Origin of the sequence: Kitasatospora sp. NPDC094019 (assembly GCF_044764505.1) — a bacterium.
GTDB lineage: Bacteria > Actinomycetota > Actinomycetes > Streptomycetales > Streptomycetaceae > Kitasatospora.
Map to the genome: position 1 here is coordinate 29,317 of NZ_JBIWIF010000025.1, position 25,296 is coordinate 54,612.

At 73.3% G+C, this 25,296-nt stretch carries 23 protein-coding genes; 1 reads left to right on the forward strand and 22 read right to left on the reverse strand.

The window, feature by feature from the left end:
• Positions 1 to 64 precede the first annotated feature (64 nt).
• From ACIQ9P_RS35320 to proS, 18 genes are all read right to left on the reverse strand, one after another.
• Positions 65 to 637, reverse strand: a complete 573-nt coding sequence (locus tag ACIQ9P_RS35320) for a TetR/AcrR family transcriptional regulator (protein WP_402365683.1) — start codon at positions 635 to 637, stop codon at positions 65 to 67.
• Between the two features lie 279 nt (positions 638 to 916).
• Positions 917 to 1,906 carry an RNA polymerase sigma factor WhiG gene (gene whiG, locus ACIQ9P_RS35325; RefSeq protein WP_402365586.1) on the reverse strand — a complete coding sequence of 330 codons (990 nt, stop codon included), beginning with the start codon at positions 1,904 to 1,906 and terminating at the stop codon, positions 917 to 919.
• A gap of 342 nt (positions 1,907 to 2,248) precedes the next feature.
• Positions 2,249 to 3,514 carry a DNA-processing protein DprA gene (dprA, locus tag ACIQ9P_RS35330; RefSeq protein WP_402365588.1) on the reverse strand — a complete coding sequence of 422 codons (1,266 nt, stop codon included), beginning with the start codon at positions 3,512 to 3,514 and terminating at the stop codon, positions 2,249 to 2,251.
• Positions 3,511 to 5,316, reverse strand: coding sequence for a YifB family Mg chelatase-like AAA ATPase (locus ACIQ9P_RS35335; RefSeq protein ID WP_402365590.1), 1,806 nt, complete (start codon positions 5,314 to 5,316; stop codon positions 3,511 to 3,513). Before ACIQ9P_RS35335 ends, dprA begins: the two co-directional genes overlap by 4 nt.
• A complete protein-coding gene (locus ACIQ9P_RS35340; RefSeq protein ID WP_402365592.1) occupies positions 5,317 to 5,781 on the reverse strand; it encodes a YraN family protein in 465 nt (154 codons plus the stop codon). It lies immediately after the preceding gene.
• 320 nt (positions 5,782 to 6,101) lie between these two features.
• Positions 6,102 to 6,428 carry a DUF2469 domain-containing protein gene (locus tag ACIQ9P_RS35345; RefSeq protein WP_030306725.1) on the reverse strand — a complete coding sequence of 109 codons (327 nt, stop codon included), beginning with the start codon at positions 6,426 to 6,428 and terminating at the stop codon, positions 6,102 to 6,104.
• Positions 6,429 to 6,483: 55 nt separating this feature from the next.
• The gene (locus ACIQ9P_RS35350; protein WP_402365594.1) at positions 6,484 to 6,957 is read right to left on the reverse strand and encodes an NUDIX hydrolase; all 474 of its coding nucleotides are present in this window, start codon (positions 6,955 to 6,957) and stop codon (positions 6,484 to 6,486) included.
• 118 nt (positions 6,958 to 7,075) lie between these two features.
• Complete coding sequence (gene lepB / locus ACIQ9P_RS35355) at positions 7,076 to 7,825, reverse strand: signal peptidase I (RefSeq protein ID WP_402365595.1); 750 nt, start codon at positions 7,823 to 7,825, stop codon at positions 7,076 to 7,078.
• Between the two features lie 148 nt (positions 7,826 to 7,973).
• Complete coding sequence (gene lepB / locus ACIQ9P_RS35360; protein WP_402365597.1) at positions 7,974 to 8,981, reverse strand: signal peptidase I; 1,008 nt, start codon at positions 8,979 to 8,981, stop codon at positions 7,974 to 7,976.
• A 238-nt stretch (positions 8,982 to 9,219) separates the two neighbouring features.
• Positions 9,220 to 10,098: a signal peptidase I gene (lepB, locus tag ACIQ9P_RS35365; protein WP_402365599.1), complete on the reverse strand. Its 879-nt coding sequence runs from the start codon at positions 10,096 to 10,098 to the stop codon at positions 9,220 to 9,222.
• A 142-nt stretch (positions 10,099 to 10,240) separates the two neighbouring features.
• Positions 10,241 to 10,930, reverse strand: coding sequence for a signal peptidase I (lepB, locus tag ACIQ9P_RS35370; protein WP_402365601.1), 690 nt, complete (start codon positions 10,928 to 10,930; stop codon positions 10,241 to 10,243).
• A 351-nt stretch (positions 10,931 to 11,281) separates the two neighbouring features.
• Positions 11,282 to 11,632, reverse strand: a complete 351-nt coding sequence (gene rplS / locus ACIQ9P_RS35375; protein WP_030396741.1) for a 50S ribosomal protein L19 — start codon at positions 11,630 to 11,632, stop codon at positions 11,282 to 11,284.
• Positions 11,633 to 11,786: 154 nt separating this feature from the next.
• A complete protein-coding gene (gene trmD / locus ACIQ9P_RS35380; RefSeq protein WP_402365685.1) occupies positions 11,787 to 12,605 on the reverse strand; it encodes a tRNA (guanosine(37)-N1)-methyltransferase TrmD in 819 nt (272 codons plus the stop codon).
• Positions 12,606 to 12,724: 119 nt separating this feature from the next.
• Positions 12,725 to 13,348 (reverse strand): ribosome maturation factor RimM, encoded by a 624-nt coding sequence (rimM, locus tag ACIQ9P_RS35385; protein ID WP_402365603.1) that lies wholly within the window; start codon positions 13,346 to 13,348, stop codon positions 12,725 to 12,727.
• A gap of 132 nt (positions 13,349 to 13,480) precedes the next feature.
• The gene (locus tag ACIQ9P_RS35390) at positions 13,481 to 13,720 is read right to left on the reverse strand and encodes an RNA-binding protein (RefSeq protein WP_030056773.1); all 240 of its coding nucleotides are present in this window, start codon (positions 13,718 to 13,720) and stop codon (positions 13,481 to 13,483) included.
• A 2-nt stretch (positions 13,721 to 13,722) separates the two neighbouring features.
• Positions 13,723 to 14,145, reverse strand: a complete 423-nt coding sequence (gene rpsP, locus ACIQ9P_RS35395; RefSeq protein ID WP_328955012.1) for a 30S ribosomal protein S16 — start codon at positions 14,143 to 14,145, stop codon at positions 13,723 to 13,725.
• Between the two features lie 509 nt (positions 14,146 to 14,654).
• A complete protein-coding gene (locus tag ACIQ9P_RS35400) occupies positions 14,655 to 15,233 on the reverse strand; it encodes a hypothetical protein (protein ID WP_376150643.1) in 579 nt (192 codons plus the stop codon).
• 499 nt (positions 15,234 to 15,732) lie between these two features.
• Positions 15,733 to 17,145: a proline--tRNA ligase gene (gene proS / locus ACIQ9P_RS35405; protein ID WP_402365606.1), complete on the reverse strand. Its 1,413-nt coding sequence runs from the start codon at positions 17,143 to 17,145 to the stop codon at positions 15,733 to 15,735.
• 220 nt (positions 17,146 to 17,365) lie between these two features.
• On the opposite strand from proS, the gene ACIQ9P_RS35410 reads away from it, so the two are divergent.
• Complete coding sequence (locus ACIQ9P_RS35410) at positions 17,366 to 18,166, forward strand: class I SAM-dependent methyltransferase (protein ID WP_402365608.1); 801 nt, start codon at positions 17,366 to 17,368, stop codon at positions 18,164 to 18,166.
• 201 nt (positions 18,167 to 18,367) lie between these two features.
• Here ACIQ9P_RS35410 and ftsH read toward each other — a convergent pair whose 3' ends face one another.
• The 4 genes from ftsH to ACIQ9P_RS35430 form a co-directional block, all read right to left on the reverse strand.
• Positions 18,368 to 20,290 (reverse strand): ATP-dependent zinc metalloprotease FtsH, encoded by a 1,923-nt coding sequence (ftsH, locus tag ACIQ9P_RS35415; RefSeq protein WP_402365610.1) that lies wholly within the window; start codon positions 20,288 to 20,290, stop codon positions 18,368 to 18,370.
• 142 nt (positions 20,291 to 20,432) lie between these two features.
• A complete protein-coding gene (locus ACIQ9P_RS35420; RefSeq protein WP_402365612.1) occupies positions 20,433 to 20,972 on the reverse strand; it encodes a GNAT family N-acetyltransferase in 540 nt (179 codons plus the stop codon).
• A 122-nt stretch (positions 20,973 to 21,094) separates the two neighbouring features.
• Entirely contained in the window at positions 21,095 to 22,660 is a 1,566-nt protein-coding gene (ffh, locus tag ACIQ9P_RS35425) for a signal recognition particle protein (protein WP_402365614.1), read from the reverse strand.
• A gap of 124 nt (positions 22,661 to 22,784) precedes the next feature.
• On the reverse strand, positions 22,785 to 25,277 hold the full coding sequence (locus ACIQ9P_RS35430) for a [protein-PII] uridylyltransferase (protein WP_402365616.1): 2,493 nt from the start codon (positions 25,275 to 25,277) through the stop codon (positions 22,785 to 22,787).
• Positions 25,278 to 25,296 lie beyond the last annotated feature (19 nt).

A 25,296-nucleotide genomic window follows, 5' to 3' on the forward strand; every position in this document is an offset into this window, starting at 1 on the left:
GACCAGGTCACCGCCGCGCCGGTCCCCCCGGCCGGGCCGCGCGCCGTCCTCGGAGCACGGCGGCTCAGCTCGGGCCGAGGCCGTGCAGGGCGAGGGCGACCGCGGCGTCCGCGATCACCTCGGGACTCTCCGCCCGGCCGCCCGCGGCCCGGTGCTCCGCCTGCCGCACCGCCGCTTCGACGATGCCCTGGAGCAGCGCGGCGGCCAGCCGGGGCTGCTCGTGCCCGAGGTCCTCCAGCGCCTGGACCACCAACCCGACCAGCGTCCCGTGCGCGGCCCGGATGCGGTCACGGGCCTCGTCGTCCAGCTCCAGTGCGGAGATCGCCGCGACCGCCCGGTGGCGCGGGTCGGCGGCCAGCACCAGCTGGCTCCGGACATACGCCTCGATCCGCTCGGCGGCGGTGTCCCGGCTCGCCATGGCGGCCTCGATCTCGGCGGCCCACAGCGGGAAGTCCACCTCGCAGAGCGCCTCCACCACCGCCCCGCGGGATCGGAAGTACTCGTACACCGAGGAGCGCGCGAGACCGGTGCGCAGCGCGAGCGCTGGGAAGGTCAAGGCGTCCATGCCTCCCTCGGTGAGGAGACTGCGGGCAGCATCGAGGAGGGCTGCCCGCTGCATCAGGCGATGCTCGGCCACACTGGCTGCTCGGATCTTCGGCACGCCCTCCACTGTACGGAGCCCTACATCCCGCCGGTACGGTGCCGCGTACCGCGATGGATACGGAGGGATGCGTTCCGGGGCGCGGAGTGCGGCCCCGGCGTACGCGGCGCACCGGCCGGTCCGCGTGGACGCCCGACCGGGGGCGTTCGGACGGGGGCCTTCCGGTGGGGGCTTTTCGGCCAGGGAGGTCGGCCAGGGGCTTCGGCCGGGGACTTGGACCAGGGGGGCTTGGGCCGGAGCGAACGGTGAGGTCCGCTACCGGATGTCTGACAGTTTGGCGCGCAGCTGGAGCACCGACTTGGTGTGGATCTGGCTGACCCTGCTCTCGGTCACCCCGAGGACCTGTCCGATCTCGGCGAGCGTCAGCCCCTCGTAGTAGTAGAGCGTCACCACGGTCTTCTCCCGTTCGGGCAGGGTGTTGACCGCCTGCGCCAGCAGCCGGCGCAGCTCCCGGTCCTCGGCCACCTCGACCGGGTCGTCCGCCCCGTGGTCCTCCAGCGTCTCCATCAGGCTCAGCCGGTCGCCACCGTCACCGACGGGGTGGAGCAGCTCGTCGAGCGCCACCACGTTGGCGAGCGAGAGCTGGCTGAAGATGGCGTGCAGGTCCTCGATCGCGATGCCCATCTCGGCCGCGACCTCCGGCTCGGTCGGCGTCCGCCGCAGGCGGGCCTCCAGGGTCGCGTACGTTCGCTCGACCGCCTTCGCCTTCTGCCGCACCGAGCGCGGGATCCAGTCCAGCGCGCGCAGCTCGTCGATGATCGCGCCGCGGATCCGGCTGATGGCGTAGGTCTCGAACTTGATGGCGCGCTCGATGTCGAACTTCTCGATCGCGTCGATCAGCCCGAAGACACCGGAGGAGACGAAGTCGGCCTGCTCGACGTTGGACGGCAGGCCGACCCCGACCCGGCCCGCCACGTACTTGACGAGCGGCGAGTAGTGCAGGATCAACTGCTCCCGCAGCCGCTGATCGGCCGTCTCCTTGTAGGCGCGCCAGAGCTCTTCGAGCGCCGTGCGCTCCCGGCCGCCCGCCTCCCGGCGGGGAGCCGGCGCCTCGACGGACACGGGGGCGGCCGTGTCGGCGGGAGCGCCGGGTGCGTCCTGGCGGTCGTCGTGCGCCCCGGTGAGCGCCGGACGTCCGCCCTGCCGCGCCAGGGCCCCCATCGCACCCGTGGACTTGGACGGGTACTCGGTCGCGGTCCGCCGCTCGGTGCGCGGCCCTCCCGAGGACCGGGCGCCACCGGTCACTCGGTGTCCGGGAATGTGTGTGGGCATACGTTGGTCTGCGCCGTTCTGCCGAGTCATGTGCTGATAGGGAAGACATGGCGAGCGTAGCGTGACCGACTCGCTGCGGAGTGCTACCGCCACTCGGTCGTCCCCCGATCCGGTGGCGTTCGTGTCGCCCCGGCCGGGCACCGGAGGTGGACGAACCGGATGCCGAACCCGCCCGGCCGCTCCGCCCCGTCAACCCCGCGCCCTTCTCCGTCCTCCTCCCGGTCGCTCCTCCGGCGCGCGTCCTCCTGACGCTCCGCCCCCGTGCCTCCCCCTCACTCCCCCTCGGTGCTCCAGCGCCCTTCCCCGGACGGGCTGTCACCTCCTCCGCACCAGGCGCCAGTGCGCGCCGTGGCGCTCGACATGACCGAGCGAGCCCAACTCGTAGAGCCGCTGGAGCACCTCGTCCGGCGGAAGCCCCGACTGCCGGGCCAGCCGCTCCACCGGCGCGCCCTCCGCGGTGGCCGGCACGGCTTCCAGGACCTGTGCGGCCTCCGGGTCCAGGAGGTCGCGGGGCAGCACCGGCCCGCTGCGCTGCGGCGCGAGGTCATCGCCGATCGCCCCGATCAGCTCGACGACCTCGGCCGCGTCGGTCACCACGGTGGCGCCGCCGCGGATCAGCGCGTGCACCCCGGCGGAGAGTTCCGAGGTCACCGGCCCGGGCACGCCCATGGTGTGCCGGTTGAGGTCCCGGGCGCGTCTGGCGGTGCTCAGCGCCCCGCTGCGCAGCGCCGCCTCGACCACCACGGTGCCGCGGGTCAGCGCCGCGATCACCCGGTTGCGCAGCACGAACCGGAACCTGGTCGGGTGCTCCCCCGGCGGAAGCTCGCTCACCAGCAGCCCCCGTTCGGCGATCCGGCGGATCAACGTGGTGTTGCCCCGCGGATAGGCCACGTCCACCCCGCAGGCGAGGACACCGACCGTCGGGCCCCCGACCGCCAGCGCGCCCCGGTGGGCGGCGGCGTCGATCCCGTAGGCGCCGCCGGACACGACCACCCAGCCGCGCTCGGCGAGCTGGGCGGCGAGGTCCCCGGCGACGTGCGCGCCGTACGCCGTACAGGCCCGGGCCCCGACCACCGCGACCGAGCGCAGGGCGAGCAGGCGCAGCGAACCCGTTCCGACCACCCAGAGTCCGGTGGGCCGGCCCTCCCCGAGATCGTCCAGCTGGCTCGGCCACTCGGTGTCGCCCGGAATGATGAAGCGCCCGCCGGCCGCCCGTACCCGCTCCAGATCGGCGGCCGGGTCGAGGCCGGCCGTCCGGGCCCGGTAGGCCGCCAGCCTCGCGGTGCTCACGCCCAGTTGCTCGGCCGAGGTGTCGCCCCGGATCGCCCGTACGACGTCCAGCGCGTCGAGGCGGGCGAGCAAGCGGCCGAGCGCGGCGTCCCCGGGTTCGCCGAGTCGGCTGAGCGCGGCCCTGGCGAGGCGCTCCGGCTCTGGCACGGGCCGGGCCTCCGGTCCGGGGGCCCTGGGTGCCGCCGGACCGGACTGTTCGGCGGCACGGGGTCGGGCCCGCGCCCCGGGCTCCGGGGACGTCCCCGGATCGGTGGGCCGGTGCGGGGAAAGGTCGTCCGCGGTGGGGCTCATGTGCCGGTCTCCTCGGGCGTCTCGGTGGGGGTGGGATCGGTCGGGCGACGGGCGGACCGGCTGCGCACGGGACGACGTCCGGCCCCGGGGTCCGGCAGTTCCCCGGACCGCTCGCCCGACCCGTCCCCGGTGCGATCGGCGGCGCGGTCCGGGGCGCGGTCCGAGCTGCGGTCCGGGGCGCGGTCCGGGCGGCGGAAGAACTGCTCCGTCAGCGGGAGCCCCTGGTCCGCACCGGTACGCAGCACGAGGGCCGTCCGGATGTCGCGCTGTTCGGGACGGTCCCGGCCGGCGAGGTCGGCGACGGTCCAGGCGACCCGCAACACCCGGTCCAGGCCCCGGGCGGTCAGCAGGCCCCGCTCCAGTTGGCGCGCGGCGTCGTTCAGCGCGCCCGACGCCAGCTGCCAACGGGTGCGCAGCTCGTGTCCGGGGACCTCGGCGTTGGTCCGCCACGGTGTGCCCGCGAGCCGGGCCGCCGCGCGTTCCCGGGCCGCCAGTACCCGGGCCGCGACGATCTCGGTGGTCTCGGCCGAGGTGTCGCGCTGCATCAGCTCGGCCCTGGTCACGGGGGCGACCTGGACCTGGAGGTCGACCCGGTCGAGCAGCGGACCGGACAGCCTGCCCTGGTACCGGCTGACCATGGCGGGCGTGCACTCGCATCCCTCGCCCCGCCGTGAGTGACGCCCGCACGGGCAGGGGTTGGCCGCCAGACAGAGCAGGAAGCGGGCGGGCAGCCGGAGCGATCCGGCGGACCGCGCGATGACCACCTCGCCGGCTTCGAGCGGTTGGCGCAGCGCGTCCAGGACCCGGACCGGGAACTCGGGCGCCTCGTCGAGGAACAGGACCCCGCGGTGGGCCAGCGAGACCGCACCCGGTCTCGGCAGACCGCTGCCGCCGCCGACGATGGCGGGCATGGTGGTCGAGTGGTGCGGGGAGCAGTAGGGCGCGTGGTCGATCAGTGGCCGACCGGCCGGGAGCAGCCCCGCCACGGAGTGGACCGCCGTAACCTCCAGTGCTTCCTGCTGGGTCAGCCTCGGAAGCAGCGACGGCAACCGCTCCGCCAGCATCGTCTTGCCCGCGCCCGGCGGCCCCTTGAGGTAGAGGTGGTGTCCGCCGGCGGCGGCGATCTCCAGGGCCCGGCGGGCCTCGTACTGTCCGGCCACGTCGGCCAGGTCCATCCGGGCTGCCGCCGCGTCGGGCAGGCCGCGCACCCCGGCGGTGGGGAGCATGAGGCCCGCCATCAGCGGGTCGGGGCGCCCGGCGAGCCGGTCGGCGGGCTCCTCCGGCTCGGGGGCGCCGGTGAGCACGGCGATCAGCTGGCGCAGGCTTCTCACGCCGATGACGCTCACTCCGGGGACCAGCGCGGCCTCGGCGGCCGTCTGATCGGCCACCACCACCCGTTCGTAACCGGCGTCGGCGGCCGCCAGCACCGAGGGGAGCACCCCGCGGACCGGGCGCACCCGCCCGTCCAGTCCCAGCTCCCCGATGAGCAGCAGGTCGGCGATCGCGGACGGGTCGAGCCGCTCGGCCGCGGCCAGGACGGCGCAGGCCACCGCGAGGTCGAAGCCGCTGCCACTCTTGGGCACGGACGCCGGGCTCAGCCCCACCGTCAGTTTGCGCTGCGGCCACGCCTCACCGCTGTTCACGACCGCCGCTCGGACCCGGTCGCGGGCTTCGGAGAGCGCCTTGTCGGGCAGGCCGACCAGGGTGAACGCCGCCACCCCGGGCTCCAGATCGGCCTGGACCTCGACGATGACCCCGTCGACACCGACCAGGGCCACGGAACACGTCCGGGCGAAGGCCATCTAGACCACCCCCCGCAGGTGGTCGACCGTCGCCGCGCCGCGGACCCGGTTGATGACGGCGACGAGGTCGATCCGGACGCCGCCAGGCGGGACCGGCGCCCAGGGCGGGTCAGTGGAGCCGGGTCGGTACTCGGGGCCGGCCAGCCGGGCGAAGTGGCCGGGCCAGCGCTCGGACATCCACCGCTCGGCCAGGCGGCGCAGCCGGTCCGCCTTGATCGGGTCGATGGCCTCACTGGGCTGCTGGAAGCTCCGCTCGGAGCGGGTCTTGACCTCGCAGACCGCCACCGTGTCACCGTCGAGGGCGACGATGTCCAGCTCGCCCTCCACGCACCGCCAGTTGCGGTCGAGGATGCGCAGGCCCTCCTCGGCGAGCCGGCGGGCGGCCACCCGTTCGCCGTAGCGGCCGAGACCGGTGTTGCTCAGCCGTCCCGGTCCGGCCCCGCCCGGCGCGGGCGGGGCCGACACGGGCGGAACGTGTTCGACGGGGGCGTGGCGGAGCCCGGTTCGGCCGACGGGGGCGGGCCTCCCGCCGGGGCGCGTGCCGCCCGTCGGCGTGGCTGCCCGTCCCGCCGGGCCTTCGCGGTCTGCTGGCGCGTGGCGCGCTCGATCTCCTGCACGGTGACCACCTCCGACGAGGAGGCTGCCGTGCGATCCGGAAGCGGACCGGAGAGTTGTTATTTCCTGTGGAAAACCCGGGCCTGTGGATAACTCATGTCACCCGCCGGGGTGAGAATTCCGGAATATCCGAAATTCCCCTGGACATCCGGGGACCGGGCGGTCCAACGTCAGTTCCCGAAGCCGGGCTCGTCCGAGGGCAGCTCCAGATCGCTCTTCGCGAGCTCCTCGATGTTCACGTCCTTGAAGGTCAGCACCCGGACCTTGCGGACGAACCGGGCCGGCCGGTACATGTCCCAGACCCACGCATCCGCCATCGACACCTCGAAGAAGACCTCGCCCTGCACCGAGTGCACCTGCAGCTCGTAGTCATTGGTGAGGTAGAACCGTCGCTCGGTCTCGATCACGTACTTGAACAGGCCGACGACGTCCCGGTACTCCCGGTAGAGCTTGAGCTCCATCTCGGTCTCGTACTTTTCGAGATCTTCGGCACTCATCCAGGCGTCCCCTCAACTTGTCACGTCCACCCATTGTGGACCACCGCACTCACCCTCAGAGCCGGACCGGGTCGACCGGCGGCCCCTCGGTCAACAGCCGCTCCAGAAAGTCCACCAGTCCGACCGGATAGACCGTCTCGGAGGTGGACCGCAATTCCTCGACCGTCCACCAGCGCGCCGCCAGCAACTGGGCGTGTTCGTCCTCGCCCATGCCCGAGTGGTCCAGCACCGTCCGCGTCGTCCGGGCGAGGTGGAACCACTGTTCCTGCTCGAAGCGCCGTCCTTGATAGGAGAACGAAGCATTGCCGTACGCAACTACCGGTCCCAGCTCCACGCCCCGCAACCCGGTCTCCTCGACGAGCTCCCGCTCGGCGGCGTCCCGGGCGCTCTCCCCCGGCTCCAGCCCTCCGCCGGGGGTGAACCACCAGGTGACGCCGGGCGCCGCCGGATCCGAGCCGTGGAAGAGCAGGAGTCGGTCCCGCCCGTCGAGCAGCAGGATCCGCGAGGCCCTGCGCCGCTGTGCCGCCATGACGAGCCTCCACGCTCCTTCCGTCCGCCCCGGGCGTTTCCCCGATCCTGCCACCCGGCGTGGTCGTCCGGGGCGAGGTTCGGCAGAGCGGTCCCGGCGCGGGCGGCACCGGCCGGGGTCAGGCTGCGCGTCCACGGCGGCGCGCCAGGCCCGCCGCACCACCCACCGCCGAGGTCCCGACGATCGTCGCCGCGCCTGCGACGCTCGCCCAGAACGCGGGCTCCAGCGGTCCCGGGCCCGCCGGCCGGTGCCCGGTGACCGCCTCGAAGGCCGAGGTGGCGCCCAGCAGCGACGCCCGGCCGAGCGGCAGCACGGTCGCCTCCACCCTGGCCTGCACCTCGGTGGCCGGGACGGTCCCGCCGTCCGTCTCCAGGTGGACCCGGGAGTCGAGCGAGCCGAGCCGGTTGTCGCCGAGCAGGAAGAGACGACCGGCCGGCACCTCCACGCTGAAAGTGGCCCCCTGCGCACCCTCCCCGGCGAGGTAGGGCTCGTCCACCGGCTTGCCGTTCACCGTCAGCCGCCGGTCCCCCTCGCCGACCGCGACGGTGTCCCCTCCGACCGCGACCACACGCTTGACCATGAGCTCGCCGCCCCATGCCTGGTCGCGGAAGACCACCACGTCGCCCCGCCCGATGTCCGATCCGTCGGACTTCCTGGCCAGGACCGTGTCCTGGGCCTGGAGAGTGGGCGCCATCGAGGCGGTCGGAATGCTGTAGGGCCGGTAGCTCACGGCGATCACCGCGAAGCCGCCGATCAGCAGGACCAGCCCGAGGCCGAGCAGCACACCCTGGACCACGGCCGCAGGCCCGCGCCGACGGCGGGCGGCGGCCTGCGGATCGTCGGCCGCCCGTTCCACGACACTGCTCATCGACACCGTCCAACCCCTGACCGATCCGGAAACGCCCAAAGCGACACGCCTGGGCCATGGGCCGAAAGCCCGGCGGGCCGTGGCACGTCCGAGCAGATTACTCGTCGGTACCACGGCCCGCGCAAGACCCGGGCGCCCCCGGTCGTCGTCAGGACCGGTCGTCGCGGTCCGTCCCGTTCCACCGCCGGCGGACCAGCGGGAGCAGGGCGACGGCGCCCACCGCACCGGCCGCGGCCGGAACGGCGGGCAGGGCCGCCGCCGCGAGCCCCTTCTGGTCGAAGGTGTCCGGCACCGGCAGCGTCGACCAGCGGTTGATCGGCCACGCCACCACGAAGGCACGCCCGATGACGTCGTCCACCGGGACGGTGCCTCCGCCCGGCTGGTCCATGTGGAAGCGGGAGTCGAGCGAGTCCGCGCGGTGGTCGCCCATCACCCAGATCCGACCGTCCGGCACCTTCACCGGACCGAAGGGCTTGGTCCCGCAGGGGGTGTTGCCGGCATAGACGTAGGGCTCGTTGAGCGCGATCCCGTTGACCTTCACCGGGCCCTCGCCCTCGCACTCCACGGTGTCCCCGCCGACCGCGATGACGCGCTTGATGAGGTCCTTCTCGTTGTCGGACGGCATCAGGCCGACGAAGCTCAGCACGTTCTGGACGCCACGCACGAAGGAGTTGCTGCTCTCGTTGGTGGGCTCGTCCGCCAGCCAGCCGCCCGGGTCGTGGAACACGACGACCTCGCCGCGCTCCGGCTCGGCGCCGAACCACGGGGTGAGCTTGTCCACCAGGACCCGGTCACCGACCTGAAGCGTGTTCTGCATCGACTCCGACGGAATGGAGAACGCCTGGACGAAGAACGTCTTGATCACGAGAGCCAGCACAAGGGCGATGCCGATGAGGATCGGCAGTTCCTTCCAGAACGACCGCGGCTTGCGCTCGTTCCGCTCCGGACGCTCCTCGGTGCTGCCCGCCGGCTCCGCGCTGTCCGACGTGGGCTTCGAGGCGTCGTCGGTGCCGTCACCGTGTTCGTCCGCGGACCGGTCCGCCGCTTCCTCGGCCGAGGCCGAAGGCGCCGCGGCCTCCGCGGACCGGTCCACCCGGCCGCCGGAGCCCTCGGGCTCTCCGGCGCCCGAGCGGGCGCCGATCACCAAATCCCCCACAACGTCTCCTCCCTGCTGTGCGGACGCCTGCGCGTCCGCGCTCACAGTGCCGCACAGCGGGCACCACGTTCCATCGAGGGCCGCGCTCGGCGGGAATGCCCCTGCGGGGGTCCGACACCGGTACAGCCCTCGGGCGCGGCTCGTCGAAACGGCCGCACCCAGCACTTCTCTATCACTCCCGGACATCCGGCTCGCGGTCCCACGCGCGCGTCCCGACCGTCCACCGGCCCGGTCGGGCCTACGAGCCGGGTCGTCCCACCCGGCGGCCGACGAGCGGAAGGATGCCCAACACACCCATAACGAGCGGAGGTTCCTCAGGGATCGGGTCAACACCCACCGGGTTCGGCGCAGTTCCGGGGCCCGTCGGGCCGCGCGCCACCGAGGAGAGTGAAACCGGCACATCAAGTTGATGAACCCGGCCGACCGGCCAAGCGATCATGAACGCCCGCCCCAGCACCCCGCTCACCGGAATCGTGCCCTGACCCGGATTCCCCATATGGAAACGGGAGTCGGCCGAGACGTCCCGGTGGTCGCCCATCACCCAGAGCCGCCCCGGCGGCACCTTCACCTTGAACGGCTGTCGCGACGGCGGATTGCCCACCGCGAGGTAGGGCTCGTCCAGGGGCTTGCCGTTGAGAAGGATCCGGCCCTGCTCGTCGCAGCACTCGACCGTGTCGCCAGCGACCCCGATCACCCGCTTGATGAGGTCCTGCTCGCTGTCGGAGGGCAGCAGTCCGACGAAGGTCAGCACCTGCTTGGCCCCCCGCAGGAGCACACCGTCCGTGGACGCCCCGTGCTGGTTCTCCAGCCAGCCGCCCGGGTCCTTGAACACCACGACCTCGCCGCGCTCCGGCTCGGCGCCGAACCAGGGAGTGAGCTTGTCGACCAGTACCCGGTCCCCGATCAGGATCGTCTGCTCCATCGATCCCGAGGGGATCACGAAGACCTGCACCAGAAAGGTCTTCAGCACCAGCGCGACGATCAACGCGACCACGACGACCAGCGGAATCTCCCGCAGATGGGAGCGCCTGCGGCGCCGGGCCGCCCTGCGGGCGGTGCGGCGGCGCTCGGCGCGGCCCCGCACCACCGGGCCGTCGGCCCTCCCGGCCGGATCCACCGGTCCGACGGCTTCCCCCGCCCCGCCCCCGGCCGCGGCGCCGGTCCCGTTCTCGGCCCCCTTCTCGGCCCAGGCCCCGGCCGAGGGCTCGGAGCCGAGCGAGGGCTCGGGGCCGGCGTCCGGACGGTCGGCGAGCCGCCCCCTACCCCTGCTCCCCATGGCCGCCCGTCCTTTCCGCAGCGGCGTACGCGTCCGGCCGGTCCAGGTCGCTCCAGTGTCCGACCGGGTAGACCACCCAGGCGGCCCGCCCGATCACCTTGGACTCCGGAACGAAGCCGCCCCCCGGTTCGCCGAGGTGGTCGCGGGAATCGCGGGAGTCGCCGCGGTGGTCGCCCATCACCCAGAGCTTGCCGGGCGGCACCACCACGTCGAAGGCCACGCCGGACGCCTCGTCCCCCGGGAAGAGGTGGCCGGACTCGTCGACCGGCACTCCGTTGACGGTGATCGGGTGCCCCGGTCCGACGCTGGTGACGCGATCGCCACCGATGCCGACGACCCGCTTCACGTAGACGGAGTCACCGGCCGGGACCAGTCCGACCTCCCGGCCGAAGGAGCGCAGCGAGGTCAGGATCCCGGGGGGTTCGAGGGGCTTGCGCACGAAGGAGCCGGTGCCGTCGAAAACGATCACGTCGCCGCGGCGCGGGTGGCCGCCGAAGGCGTAGGACAGCTTGTTCACGATCAGACGGTCACCCGGGCGCAGGGTGTTCTCCATCGACCCGGAGGGCACCGAGAACGGGCGCGCCACGAAAGCGTTCACCAGCAGCAGCACGAACAGACAGGTACCGGTGAGCAGCAACAGTTCGCGCGAACGCGAGCGCCCGCGCTCTCCCACTCCCGGGGCGACCTCCGAAGCCCCGGGGCCGTCCGCACCGCCCCCATCGTTCGCACCGTTCGCACCGTCAACGCCGTCCCCACCGGCGAAGCCGTCAACACCGTCGACGCCACCCGAGAGTTCCGACGGCCCCGCGGTGTCCGAGCCGCCCCGCGCGCCCCGGTCGGCCGTCTCCCCCGCCCTGGACGCGGAAACGACCGCGGACCGCGTCGGCGAGTCCGCACCGGTGGGTGCGGGACAGCCGTCGCGGTCCGCGGGTGGTTCGTGCGTGCTCATCGGGGGCTGAGCCTACCGTGCGGCAGCCCGGCCCCCCAGAGCGATCCGATCCCCGGCAGTGCCGGGGCCGGTGGATCAGCGGTCGCGCTTCTCCTTGATCTTCGCGGCCTTGCCGCGGAGGTCACGCAGGTAGTACAGCTTGGCGCGGCGAACCGCACCGCGGGTCACGACCTCGATCTTCTCGACGATCGGGGTGTGCACCGGGAAGGTGCGCTCGACGCCGACGTTGAAGCTGACCTTGCGAACGGTGAAGGTCTCACCGATGCCGGCGCCGTGGCGGCGGATGACGACGCCCTGGAAGACCTGGACACGGGAGCGGTTGCCCTCGATGACCCGGACGTGGACCTTCAGGGTGTCACCGGCGCGGAAGGCCGGAATGTCGCTACGCAGCGAGGCCGCGTCGACAGCAGCGAGCTTGTTGCTCATGTTGCTCTCCATCGCAGGCGCCACGGGCCGCCCACGGAAGTCGTCACAAATGGGGTTCGCTGCGGGCCGCACCGGTTGCCGACGAGCCCCCCGTGGCGGGGGCGCCGGACCACGTGACTCCTACGGGAGGAGCCCAGCGACAGACAGCAGCGGCCTATTCTTCCACACCATCGGCCACGGACCGAAATCGGCCGAGCCGCTCGTCCCAGGCCAGGCCGAGCACGCTGAGCGCCTCGCGGTCCTTCTTGTCGAAGTCCGCGTGCCGCCACCGCGCCACCAGGTCCGAGCGGTTCGCCAGCGTGCGGGCGAACGCCTGCTCGCGGCGCCAGCGGGCGATCCTGCCGTGGTTGCCGCTCAGCAGGATGTCCGGCACCGTGCGGCCGCGCCACTCGGCGGGCTTGGTGTAGACGGGCCCCTCCAGCAGGTCGGCCATCGCCCCGGGGGCGAAGGAGTCGTCCCGGTGGGACTCGGCATTGCCGAGCACGCCCGGCAGCAGCCGGGCGATCGCCTCGACCATGACCAGCACCGCGACCTCGCCGCCGGCCAGTACGTAGTCACCGATCGACGCCTCGACCACCGGCATCCGGGTGGCCGCCTCCTCGATGACCCGCCGGTCGATGCCCTCGTACCGGGCCGGGGTGAACGCCAGCCAGGGCCGCCCGGCCAGCTCCTGCGCGAGCTCCTGGGTGAACGGCCGACCGCTGGGGGTGGGCACGACCAGAGTCGGCACCTCGCCCTCCGGACCCTGGCCGAGCACGGCGTCCAGGGCCTCGCCCCACGGCTCGGGCTTCATCACCATGCCGGGGCCGCCGCCGTACGGGCTGTCGTCGACGGTCCGGTGGACGTCGTGCGTCCAGCCCCGCAGATCGTGGACGTGCACGTCGAGCTGACCACGGGCGCGGGCCTTGCCGACCAGCGAGATGTTCAGTGGCTCCAGGTACTCGGGGAAGATCGACACGACGTCGATCCGCATCCCGTGCCGCACGGACGCCTCCCCGGACGACCCGGCGGACGCCTGCGCCGACGCCTCCCCGGACGACCCGGCGGGCTCCGCCGCGGACGCCGTCACGGCCGCCGCGGCTTCCTCCGCGCTCACCGCGACTCCTCCGCGCCACCCGCGTCAGCACCGTCGCCGTCGCCGGCACCGTCAGCGCCATCGCTCCCGGCCACGTCGCCACCGTCGGCCCCGGCCGCGACCTCGGCCTGCGCCAGGTCGATCAGCCCGACCGGCGGGTCGATCACCGCGCGCTGGTTCTCCAGGTCGATGGTCGGCACGATCCGGGTGACGAAGGGCACCAGGACGTCCGTCCCGTCCGCCTTCCGCACCGTGAGCAGGTCCTGGTACGGCAGATGGATCACCTCGGTGAGCTCACCGACCGGGGTGCCGTCGAGCAGGACCACGTCCAGGCCGATCAGCTGGTGGTCGTAGTACTCCTCCGGGTCGTCCGGACGCTCCTCCGGGTCCACCTCGGCGATCAGCAGTGTGCCCCGCAGTTCCTCGGCGGCGTTGCGGTCCTTGACGCCGGCGAACCGCAGCAGCAGCCGCCCGCTGTGGACCTTGCCGGACTCGACGGTCAGCGGGCCCGCCGAGGCGGGGTCGGTGAACAGGACGGCACCGGGCCCGAGCCGGAGCTCGGGTTCGTCGGTGCGGACCTCGACGCTGACGTCCCCCTTGATGCCGTGGGCGCGGCCGATCTTGCCGACGACGAGCTGCACGGTGATCGATCTCCTGGATGAGTGCTGCGGAGTTGCGGAGTTGCGGAACTGCCGCCGGAACGGCGAAGGCCGGCCGGGACGACATGCGTCCCGGCCGGCCTCGAAACCCTGACGGCTGAACGAGCAGCCGGATCAGCGAATGTTGTCCACGTCGACCAGGTCGACCCGGACGTTGCGACCGCCGAGGGCGCCGACGACCGTGCGCAGAGCACGAGCCGTACGACCGCCCCGGCCGATCACCTTGCCGAGGTCATCGGGGTGCACCCGCACCTCGATGGTGTTGCCCCGACGCAGGTTGCGCGAGCGCACCTGCACTTCGTCGGGGTGCTCGACGATGCCCTTCACCAAGTGGTCGAGGGCGTCCTCGATCACGCTCAGACCTCGGCGTCGGCGTCGGCCTCGGCCTTGTCCGACTTCTTGGCCTTCGGGGTGATGGCGACACCGGTGGTGGCGTCCTCGAAGCCGGCGACGGCCTTCGCGAACAGGTGCGAGAAGTCCTCGACCTTGGGCTCGGCGACCAGGAGCGGCGCCGGGGCCGGGAGGCCCTTGAACTTCTGCCAGTCGCCGGTCAGCTTCAGGATCGCGAGCACGGGCTCGGTCGGCTGGGCGCCGACGGACAGCCAGTACTGGGCGCGGTCGCTGTCGACCTCGATCTTCGAGGGGTTGTAGGTCGGCTGGTAGAGGCCGATCTCCTCGATCGCACGGCCGTCACGCTTGGTGCGGGCGTCGGCGACGATGATGCGGTAGTGCGGGGAGCGAATCTTGCCGAGACGCTTCAGCTTGATCTTGACTGCCACGGGAGTGGATTCTCCAGGTGTTGACGTGGGTGAGCGGCCCTGCCCTCGCGTGGGGTTGCGTGGTGGGCCGTCCAAGGGACACGCCAGCCGTAGGAGAGAGGGGTCCTGCCCGGCTGCCGGGTACTCAGCGGTCCATTCTGCCACAAGGGCGCCCAACCCCCGAAAACAGGTCGACCGGGAGCCCCCGCTCCCGGTCAGCCCAACACGTGCGCCTTCGCGGCGCACCTCCCTGGCGGATCACGGCGCACCGTCTCCGGACCACCCGCCGATCCTCGGCCGATCGTCCGTAGACATCCGCAGACCCCCTGCGGATCCCCGACGGCCACCTTCCGTCATCACGGCCGGACCACTGCCCGCACAGTCGCCGGCCGACTCTCCCGGTTCCCCGGCCCCCGGGTCTCCCCGAGCACCGGAACTTCCCGGATCACTTGATCCGGATCACGCGACCCGAGCCGCACGGCCCGGGCTTTTGCGACCTGGGCTTTGCGATCCGAGCTCTGCGACCCGAGCTACGCGATCTTGAACGGCTGCTGGCACGCGCCGCAGACGATGGACGCCTGGGCGAGCACCGAAGGAACGACCCGGACGTTGCGCCCGCAGCCGCAGACCGCCTTCACCCGGACGCCGCCCCCGGAGGAGCCGTGCCGGGCCGCCGGGCCGCGGAAGGCGCGCGAGGCACCCTCGCCGGCCACCGCCTCCTGGTGCGCGCCGAGGGCGCGATCCAGGCGTTCGATGGTCTCGGCGTACCGCTCCCGGGTCTCCTTGAGCATGGTCACCTGGGAGAAGCCGCTACTGGCGTGCGGTTCGACCGGGTGCGCCAGGCCCAGCTCGGAGGCCAGGAGCAGGAAGCGCCGGTTGTGGTAGCGGCCGGCGCGCGAGGTGTCCCGGATGTCCCGGGCCGCGGCCAGACCGTGGGCAGCCTCGTGGAGCAGCCGCTCGAAACCGAGCCGGGTGCCACAGGCCGAGGAGGACTCGCCGATCAGCGCCTCGGGCGAGGCGAGGTCGGGGAGGTCCTGGTGATGGGCCTGGATGTCACTCCAGGCGGCGGCCAGTTCGGCCGCGAGAACGAGGGGCTGTGTCGTGCTCACGCTAGACCAACGATGGAGTAGGAGCTGATGTTCCGCGTGTTCCCGTTCCCCGGGATTTCCCAGGAAACTCTCAGGAATGTGCGACCTCGCGCGAAATGCGCGTTCCGGATCTGACGCAAGACCAACCCCCTACAGGTTCCGACCCGTCGGGCTCGACGGGCGCCTCGTCAATTCCGTCCAGGGGCGGGCTGTCGCCCCCAGGACGTACGGCCCGCGGTCCTGTCGAGTTGACAGGGCCACGGGCCGTACACCGTACCGCTATTCCGTTAATACCGGCAGTTGACCGACCAGTAGGGATGTCGACAGGTGAGACGTCCGTGGAACAACACCGCTCATCGGACGTTCGAATTTCCTGTCGGCCGGGTCGAGAACCGTCAGAACGCGTCGTCTGCCATCGTTTTACGGCAGCATCCTTCGCGCACGGGAAGACACCCCGTAAGCCGCGCCGGAAGCCACCGCGGACAGCGCCGCGGAAGCCGCTCCGGAAACCACCGAACGGTCAGTAGGCGCGCGCGACGATCGCGATGTTGCCGTCCTGGTCGTCCGTCTGCGGCACCGAACCGTCGGCGGCCACGATGCAGCGCACCGAGACGCCCTGCTCGGCCAGCTTGGCCTCGCCCTCCGGACCCAGCTCGGCCCAGGAGATGCGGCCCCAGCCGGTGGCGGCGGCCTCGACGGCCTCGTCCAGGTTCTTCACGTCCACCGTGCGGGACTCGCGGCGCTCGCGCGACTGACGCAGCAGCAGCGCCTGGTCCTCCTCCAGGACAGCGGGGAGGGTGGCCGCCAGCGAGTCGATCGAGACCGGCTCCTTGCCGCCCGGGATCCGGCGGGCCAGCATGGCCGTACCGTTCTCCAGGTCGCGCGGGCCGACCTCGATCCGCACCGGAACGCCCTTGAGCTCCCAGTCGACCGCGCGGCGGCCGAACGGGGTGTCGGTGCGGTCGTCGACGACCACGCGGATGCCGGCGGCCTCCAGCGCGGCGCCGATCTCACGGACCTTGGCGATCACCGCGTCGTCGCCCTTGATGGCGAGCACGACGGCCTGGACGGCGGCGAGCCGCGGCGGTACGCGCAGACCGTTGTCGTCACCGTGGGACATGATCAGACCGCCGACCATGCGGGTCGAGACGCCCCAGGACGTCTGCCAGACGTGCTCGCGCTCCGCGCCCTGCAGCTGGTACGTGGTGTTGAACGCCTTGGCGAAGTTCTGGCCCAGCTCGTGGCTGGTACCCATCTGCAGCGCCTTGCCGTCGCCCATCATGCCTTCGAGCGTGAGGGTGTTGATGGCGCCCGCGAAGCGCTCCTTGGCGGTCTTGCGGCCGAGCACGACGTCGATGCCGAGCACGTTGGTCATGAAGTCGCCGTAGACCTGGGTGTGGATCATCGAGGCGTACTCGCGCGCGTCCTCGTAGGTGGCGTGGGCGGTGTGGCCCTCCTGCCAGAGGAACTCGGTGGTGCGCAGGAAGACGCGCGGCCGCAGCTCCCAACGGACCACGTTGGCCCACTGGTTGATCAGCAGGGGGAGGTCCCGGTGGCTCTGCACCCACTTCGAGAAGTACTCGTTGATGATGGTCTCGGAGGTCGGCCGGACCACGACCGGCTCGTCCAGCTGCTTGCCGCCGCCGTGCGTGACCACCGCGAGCTCGGGGGCGAAGCCCTCGACGTGCTCGGCCTCCTTGGTCAGGTAGGACTGCGGGATGAACATCGGGAAGTAGGCGTTCTGGGCACCCGCCTTCTTGATCCGGGCGTCCATCTCCTGCTGCATCCGCTCCCACAGGCCGTAGCCGTACGGTCGGATGACCATGGTGCCGCGCACCGGACCGTTGTCGGCCAGCTCGGCCTTGTTGATGAGGTCCTGGTACCAGCGCGGGAAGTCTTCCGCCTGGGGGGTGAGAACGGGTGCCTTAGCCATGGGCGAATCGTACGGGGAGCGGGCCCCCGACTTCGAATCCGTTCCGGGCCGCCGTCCGGAACCCGCCCTCGGTCTCCCGCACCGGGGCGCACGCCCCCGACACGCGCGCACCACCCCGCACCCCTCTGGACGCCGCGCCCGAGCCGCTGTTCGCTGGAGTGGGGCGGGACGTCGAGGGGGGTTCGGAGCAGCACGTCGAGGGACCGGATGGGAGGCCGCGATGGCTTCAGCTGGGTTGACCGGCACGACCGCACGACCCGCCGGCACCGGGCAGGCCAACGCCCGGGCCAGGGACTGGGCGGAGATCCAGGAGCGGATGCTGGTACCGCTCTACGAGGCCGTCCACGACCGGCTGGAGGTGGGTCCGGCGACCAGCGTGCTCGGGCTGGGCTGCCGCTCCGGCCTGGCCCTGCTGCTGGCGGCCGGCCGGGGCGCCCAGGTGGCCGGGCTGGAGCGGGACGGCGAGCTGCGCGCGCTGGCCGGCGGACGCGGCCTGCGGGTCGGCGCGGGCCACCGGCCGGCCCCGGACGTCGCCCGCTCGGCCTATTCGCTGGTCACCGTTTTCGAGCAGCCGCCGCCGGCGGGCGAACCCCGCCGGACGGTCGCGGCGGCGGCCCGGCTGGTCCTGCCCGGCGGGCACGTGGTGCTGGCCGCCTGGGGGCCGCGGGAACGCTGCGAGAGCGCGGCCGTCCTGGACGTCGCCCGGCGGATGGCCCGGCGCAGCGGGGCGCGCGACCCGTTCGAGCTGAGCCCGCCCGGGGCACTGGAGGACCTGCTGGCCGGAACGGGCCTGCGCCCGGTCGGCGGCGGCCGGGTCGGCTGCCCGTTCGCCTACCCGGACCTGGACAGCGCCGTGCGCGGGTTGCTCTCCACCGGGCTGTACGAGGCGGCGGCGGAGTTCTCCGGGGCGCCGCTGGTCGCGAAGGAGCTGGAGGAGGCGCTGCAGCCGTACCTGCGGCCGGACGGGACGGTGCGGATGGCGAACGTCTTCCGCTACCTGATCGCCGAACGCCCCCGCTGACGGCGACCACGACCGTGACCGTGCGGCAACGGCGCCGGCGACGCCCGACAGGGCCCGGTGGCCCCGCCGACCGAAGCGCGGCAACGACGGAGGGGCGCGCGTCGCACTGACGCACGCCCCTCCGCACCCGGTGCCGACGCGGGCACCCGACCCGGCACCCGACCCGGCACCCGCCCGGCGTTTCCGGGGCCGACCGTCGGCTCAGACCTGGTCGAGCGTCTTCCGGGGCACCCCCGCCGCCCGGTAGGCCGCCTCCTCGTCCAGCGTCTCGGCCTCCAGCAGCGCGGCCGCCAGCGCGTCCAGCCGCTCCCGCTGCTCGGTCAGCAGCCGCAACGCGTCCTCGTAGCACTCCGCGACGATCCGCCGGGCCTCCTCGTCCACCGCGTCCAGCGTGGTCGGCGCGGCGGAGAGCCCGTACGCCCCCTGCGGGTCGGACGGCACCGCGGTGAGCCGGCCGACCCGCTCGCTCATGCCCCACCGGCCGGCCATGCCGCGGGCGATCGAGGTGACCTGCTCCAGGTCGCTCTCCGCCCCGGTGGTGATGACCCCGTAGACCACCTGCTCGGCCGCCATCCCACCGAGCGCGCCGATGATCCGGCCGCGCAGGTAGGGCTCGGTGTAGGAGTACCGGTCGGTCTCCGGGGTGGACAGGGTGACCCCGAGGGCGCGGCCGCGCGGCACGATGGTGATCTTGCGGACCGGGTCCGCGCCCGGCTGGAGCATGCCGAGCAGGGCGTGGCCGCTCTCGTGGTACGCCGTCCGCTCGCGTTCGCTCTGCGGCATCACCAGCGGCCGGACGGCACCCAGCTGGACCTTCTCCAGCGCGTCCGAGAGGTCGCGCCCGTTCACCGCGTCCTGGCGGCGCTTGACCGCCAGCAGCGCGGCCTCGTTCACCAGGTTGGCCAGTTCGGCGCCGGTCATGCCGGGGGTCGCCTTGGCCAGTTGGACGAGGTCGGCGTCCCCGGCCAGCGGGACGTGCCGGGAGTGGATCCGCAGGATCGCCGCGCGGCCGTCGCGGTCCGGCGGGCTGACGGTGATCCGCCGGTCGAACCGGCCGGGGCGCAGCAGGGCCGGGTCGAGCACGTCCGCCCGGTTGGTGGCGGCGATGACGATGACGCCCTCGGAGCCGCTGAAGCCGTCCATCTCGGTGAGGATCTGGTTGAGCGTCTGCTCGCGCTCGTCGTGGCCGCCCATCCCGCCGCCGCTTCCGCGCTGCCGGCCGATGGTGTCGATCTCGTCGATGAAGACGATCGCCGGGGCGACCTTGCGGGCCTCGGCGAAGAGTTCGCGCACCCGGCTGGCGCCGACACCGACGATCATCTCGATGAACTCGGAGGCGGAGGCCGAGAAGAACGGCACGTCCGCCTCGCCCGCGACGGCCCGGGCGAGCAGGGTCTTGCCGGTGCCGGGCGGGCCGCTGAGCAGGACGCCGCGCGGCATCTTGGCGCCGAGCCGGCGGTACTGCTGCGGGTTCTTCAGGAAGTCGACCACCTCGCTGAGTTCGGCCTCGACCTCGTCGATGCCGGCCACGTCGGCGAAGGTGGTGCGCCGGCCGGCCTCGGCGGTGACCGGCTTGGGCGGGGCCTTGCGGCCGAGGGGGCCGCCGCCGAGGCCGCCGGCGGCCATCCGGCGGGCGAGCAGCACCCAGACCAGGATCAGCAGCAGCATCGGGGCCAGCGAGATCAGCAGGTTGGCGAGGAAGCTGCGCTGCTGGACGACCGGCGACGCGGTGACCTCGACGCCCTGCTGCTGGAGGGTGGTCCAGAGGTTGTCCCCGGCGAAGACCGGCCGCTGGGTGTCGAACTCGGTGTACGTCCCCTTGCCGCCGTCCGGCTTCGGCTCGGCGTTCTTGAGGGTGCCCTCGATCGCGTCGCCCTTGGAGTAGATCTTGGTGATGTTGCCCTTGTTGAGCTGGTTGTTGAACTCGGTGTAGGAGATCGTGGTGGCGCCGCCGGGGCCGAAGAAGGACAGCAGCAGATCGCTGATCAGGAACACCACGAGCGCGGTCAGGACGAGGCCCATCCAGCCGCCGGGCATCTTGCGGCGCGGCGGTGGCGGGGGCGGGGCCCCCTCGGAACGCCATGGCTGGTCGGGGGTCTGGCGCGGCGGCACGGGATCGGTCACCTGTCGGACAATACGGACATCTGCTCGGCGCCTCCAACCGCAACGCCGCGCCCCACCGTCAACGCCGCGCGGCCCCGCCCGACCCGACCCCGACGCCCGACCCGCCGCCCAGCGCCCGCCGGCCAGTACCCGCCGTCAGCCGTCAGCCCCGTTCGTCCGCCGCGGCCGACCCGGGCCACTCCTCGGCGGTCAGCGCGAACCGCTCGTGGTCCCGCCAGGCCCCCTGGAGGAACAGCATCCGCGGTGTGAACCCCTCGTGCCGGAAGCCCAGCCGCTTGGCGAGCGCGATCGACCGCCCGTTGTCCGGCTGGACGTTGATCTCCAGCCGGTGCAGCCCCAGCCCGGCCTCCGGGTGCCCGGCGAAGCAGGTGTCCAGCACCAGCCGCAGGCCCTCGGTCATCCGCCCGGTGCCGGCGAACGGCAGGTACGAGTCGTAGCCCAGCGAGCCGTTGCAGAAGCGGCCCATCACGATGTTGGCGACATTGACCTTGCCGACCAGTCCCCCGGTCTCCAGGTCGACGATCAGGAAGGTCCGCAGACCCGGCCCCTGCCGCTCCAGCAGGTCCGGCAGCGCGTCCGGCTCGACCGGGTTCCACCGGCCGATGTGCTCGGCGGACCGACGGACCGCCTCGGCGTACGCCACCTCGTCCCCGGCCCGCGGGGCCCTGATCGTCACTCGCATCGGACCATCATCTCGGATGACCATCGGGCATGCGAACGGCCCACCGCCCGGGAGGACCGGGCGGTGGGCCGTTCGGCCCGGGACCCGCGGACAGCGGGACCGGGGACAGGACCGGGGCAGGACTACAGCAGGTCCTTGAACTCCTTGGGCAGTTCGAAGTCGGCCGGACCCTTGCCCGCGCCGAGGCCGAACGCGCCGCCCTGGGCGGGCGCCTGGTCGGCACCGGGGCCGAGCGCGCGGCGCTCGGCGGCCGCGGCCTCCTCCTGCGCCCGCTTCAGCGGGTTGCCGCTCTTGCGCTTGCCCTTGGCGGCCGGGGCCTTCTTGGTGCTCTTCTTGCCGCCGCCGCCCATGCCCGGGATACCCGGCATACCGGGCATGCCCTTGCCGGAGGCCATCGCCGACATCATCTTGCGGGCCTCGAAGAACCGCTCGACCAGGTTCTTCACCTCGCCGACCTGGACGCCCGAACCCTTGGCGATGCGGGCCCGGCGCGAGCCGTTGATCAGCTCCGGCTCGGCCCGCTCGGTCGGGGTCATCGACTTGATGATGGCGCCGACGCGGTTGACGTCCTTGTCGTCGATGTTGTTGATCTGGTCGCGGATCTGACCCATCCCGGGCAGCATGCCCAGCAGCTTGGAGATCGAGCCCATCTTCTGGACCTGCTCCAGCTGCGACAGGAAGTCGTCCAGCGTGAACGCCTTCGGGCCGCCGCGCAGCTTGGCGGCGATCTTCTCGGCCTCGGCCTGCGAGAAGGTCTGCTCGGCCTTCTCGATCAGCGAGAGGACGTCACCCATGCCCAGGATGCGCGAGGCCATCCGGTCCGGGTGGAAGGCGTCGAACTCGTCGACCTTCTCGCCGTTGGAGGCGAACATGATCTGGCGGCCGGTGACGTGCGCGACCGAGAGCGCGGCACCGCCGCGGGCGTCGCCGTCGAGCTTGGAGAGCACCACGCCGGTGAAGTCGACACCGTCGAGGAACGCCTGCGCGGTGGTGACCGCGTCCTGGCCGATCATGGCGTCGACGACGAACAGGACCTCGTCCGGGTTCACCGCGGCCCGGATGTCGGCGGCCTGCCGCATCAGCTCGGCGTCGATCCCGAGGCGGCCGGCGGTGTCGACGATGACGACGTCGTACTGCTTCTGCTTGGCGTACTCGATCGAGTCCCGGGCCACCTGGACCGGGTCGCCGACGCCGTTGCCCGGCTGCGGCCCGTAGAACGCGACGCCCGCGCGCTCGGCGACGACCTGCAGCTGGTTGACGGCGTTGGGGCGCTGGAGGTCGCAGGCGACCAGCAGCGGGGTGTGCTTCTGCTGCTTCAGCCAGTGGCCGAGCTTGCCCGCGAGGGTGGTCTTACCGGCACCCTGGAGGCCGGCCAGCATGATCACCGTCGGGCCGCTCTTGGCGAACCGCACCCGGCGGGTCTCGCCGCCGAGAATGGCGACGAGCTCCTCGTTGACGATCTTGATGATCTGCTGGGCGGGGTTCAGCGCGCCGGAGACCTCGGAGCCGAGCGCGCGATCCTTCACCTGCTTGATGAAGGCCCGGACGACCGGCAGCGCGACATCCGCCTCCAACAGCGCGATGCGGATCTCGCGGGCGGTGGCGTCGATGTCCGCCTCGCTCAGGCGGCCCTTGCCCCGGAGGTTCTTGAACGTCGCTGCGAGGCGATCGGAAAGGGTGTCGAACACGTCGTCGCGGGTCCTCTACGGCATCGGTCTGAGTACGGTCGTCGTCCCCAAGGGTATCCGGCCGGTCCACGGACGGTCTCCACCCGGGTTCGAGGAAGTCCGGCGGCCCCCGGGACGGTGCCGCTCAGCCCAGGGCCGCGCGCACCGCCGCCGCCACCTCCCCGGCCCGCGGGGCGGACAGCGGACGGCCCTCCGCGTCGGTCAGGTAGAAGGCGTCGACGGCGTCCGCGCCCAGGGTGGAGACGTGCGCCGTCCGCACCCGCACCCCCGTGCCGTCCAGCGCCCGGCCGATCCGGTGCAGCAGGCCGGGGGCGTCGTGGGCGCGCACCTCCAGCACCGTCGCGGTCGCCGAGGCGACCGGGGGCGCCACCGCGACCACCGGCGGCGGGGTCGGGATCCCCCGCCGCCGCGGGGCCGCCGCGTCCCGCTCGGCCAGTCGGCGCGCGACGTCCAGCGAGCCGTCCAGGGCCCGGCGCAGGTCGGCCCGCAGCCGCGCCGCCTCCGGCAGCTCGCCGAACTCCGCCGCCACCGTCCAGGACAGCAGCAGCACCGGCCCCGCGCCGATCGGATCCAGCTCCCGCAGCCCCGCCGACCGGACCGTCAGCCGGTGCAGGGCCAGCACCCCGGCGACGGTGCCGAGCAACCCCGGCCGGTCCGGGACGGCCAGCAGCAGCCGCACGCCCATCGGCTCGGCGCCGTCCGGGTCCGCCCCGGCCTGGGCCAGCAGGGAGAGCGCCGGTCCGCCGGTCCGGGCGGCCTCCACCGCCAGCCGCTCCTGCTCGGCGGTCGGCGCGGCGGCCGGTTCCGGGCCCGCGGCGGCGTCCCCGGTCAGCCGGGCGGCGGCCCGCGCGGTCAGGCCGTCCACCAGCGAGGCCCGCCAGCCGCTCCACGCGGCCGGGCCGGTGGCCAGCGCGTCCGCCTCGGTCAGCGCCCGCAGCAGCTCCAGCCGGGGCAGCGTGGTGACCACCTTGGTGACGGCCTGCACGGTGGCCGGGTCGTCCGGGTCGCGCCGGGTCGCGGTCTCCACCAGGGTCAGGTGGTGGCGCACCAGTACGGCGAGGGTCTCCACCGACTCCGGGTCGAAGCCCATCCGGGCGGCCAGGTCGCGGACGATCACCTCACCCGCCTCGCTGTGGTCGCCGGGCCAGCCCTTGCCGATGTCGTGCAGCAGCGCGGCGACCAGCAGCAGGTCCGGCCGGGCCACCCGGCGGGTCATCGCGGCGGCCCGCACCGCGGTCTCCACCAGGTGCCGGTCCACCGTCCAGCGGTGCACCGCGTTGCGCTGCGGCCGGCAGCGGACCCGCTCCCAGTCCGGCAGCAGCCGGGTGATCAGCCCCTCCGCCTCCAGCGCCTCCCAGACCGGCAGACAGGTCTCACCGGCGCCGAGCAGGGTGACCAACTGTTCGCGCGCCTCGTCCGGCCAGGGCACCGGCAACGGACGGCACTCGGCGGCCAGTCGGCGCACCGTCGCGTGGGAGACGGTGAGCCCGTTCTGCGCGGCGGCCGCCGCCGCGCGCAGCGGCAGCACCGGGTCCGCGGCCGGGCGGGCACCCTGGGCGAGCACCGCCTCGCCGTCCTGCTCGACGACGCCCTCGGCGAGCGGCCGGCGCTCCACCGCGCCCCGGACCACCGCGCCCCGGGCCGCGGCGGAGGCCCCGCCGGACCGGCCTCCGAACGGACCTCCGAACGAGCCGGTGAACGGGAACCCGCGCCGGTGCGGACGGCGGCCCCGGCCCGAGCGGGCGGCCAGCACCCGGTCCACCGCCCGCCAGGTGACGTCCGCGGCGTAGGCGACGGTCCGGGCCGCCTCGTAGACCTGCCGCAGCAGGGTGTCCGCGTCCAGCACACCGAGCCGCTCGGCCACCTGGTCCTGGTCCTGGAGCGCGAGCCGTTCGGTGGCCCGGCCGGTGACCAGGTGGAGCGCGTCGCGGACGTCGGCCAGCCGGAGCGCGGCCGCGTCCAGGCCCTCCCGGGGCGCGTCGGCCAGCCAGCTCGCGGCGATCGCGTCCAGCGCGACCACGTCCCGCAGACCGCCCTTCGCCTCCTTGAGGTCGGGCTCCAGCAGGAAGGACAGCTCGCCGTGCCGCTCGGCCCGCTCCCGGCCCAGCTCGCGCAGCTCCGGCAGCCGCTCCGCCGCGCCCGCCCGCCAGTCGGCGAGCACGGTGGAGCGCAGGGCGGCGGTGAGCGCCGGATCGCCCGCCACGTGCCGGGCGTCCAGCAGGCCGAGCTGGGCCTTGAGGTCGGCGGCCGCCACCGCCCGCGCCTCGGCCGGGGTGCGGACGGCGTGGTCCAGGGCGGCGCCGGAGTCCCAGACCGGGTACCAGAGGCGCTCGGGCAGGGCCGGGTCCAGCCGGCCCTCGTGCAGCAGCAGCACGTCGAGGTCGCTGCGCGGGGAGAGCTCGCCGCGCCCGTAGCCGCCGACCGCGACCACGGCGGTCCCGGCGGGGGCGCCGGCCGCGGCGAACAGGCCGGCCAGCCAGTCGTCGGTGCGCGCGGACAGTTCGGCGCGGCGGGCCCGGCCGCCGGGGCCGGGGGCGGTGAGCAGCAGGGCCCGGGCGGCGGCGGGGTCGGCCGGTCCGGCCGGGCCCGGGTGGGAGTCGTCGGTGTGGGAAGCCATGCGAAGTCCCCGTCCGTGG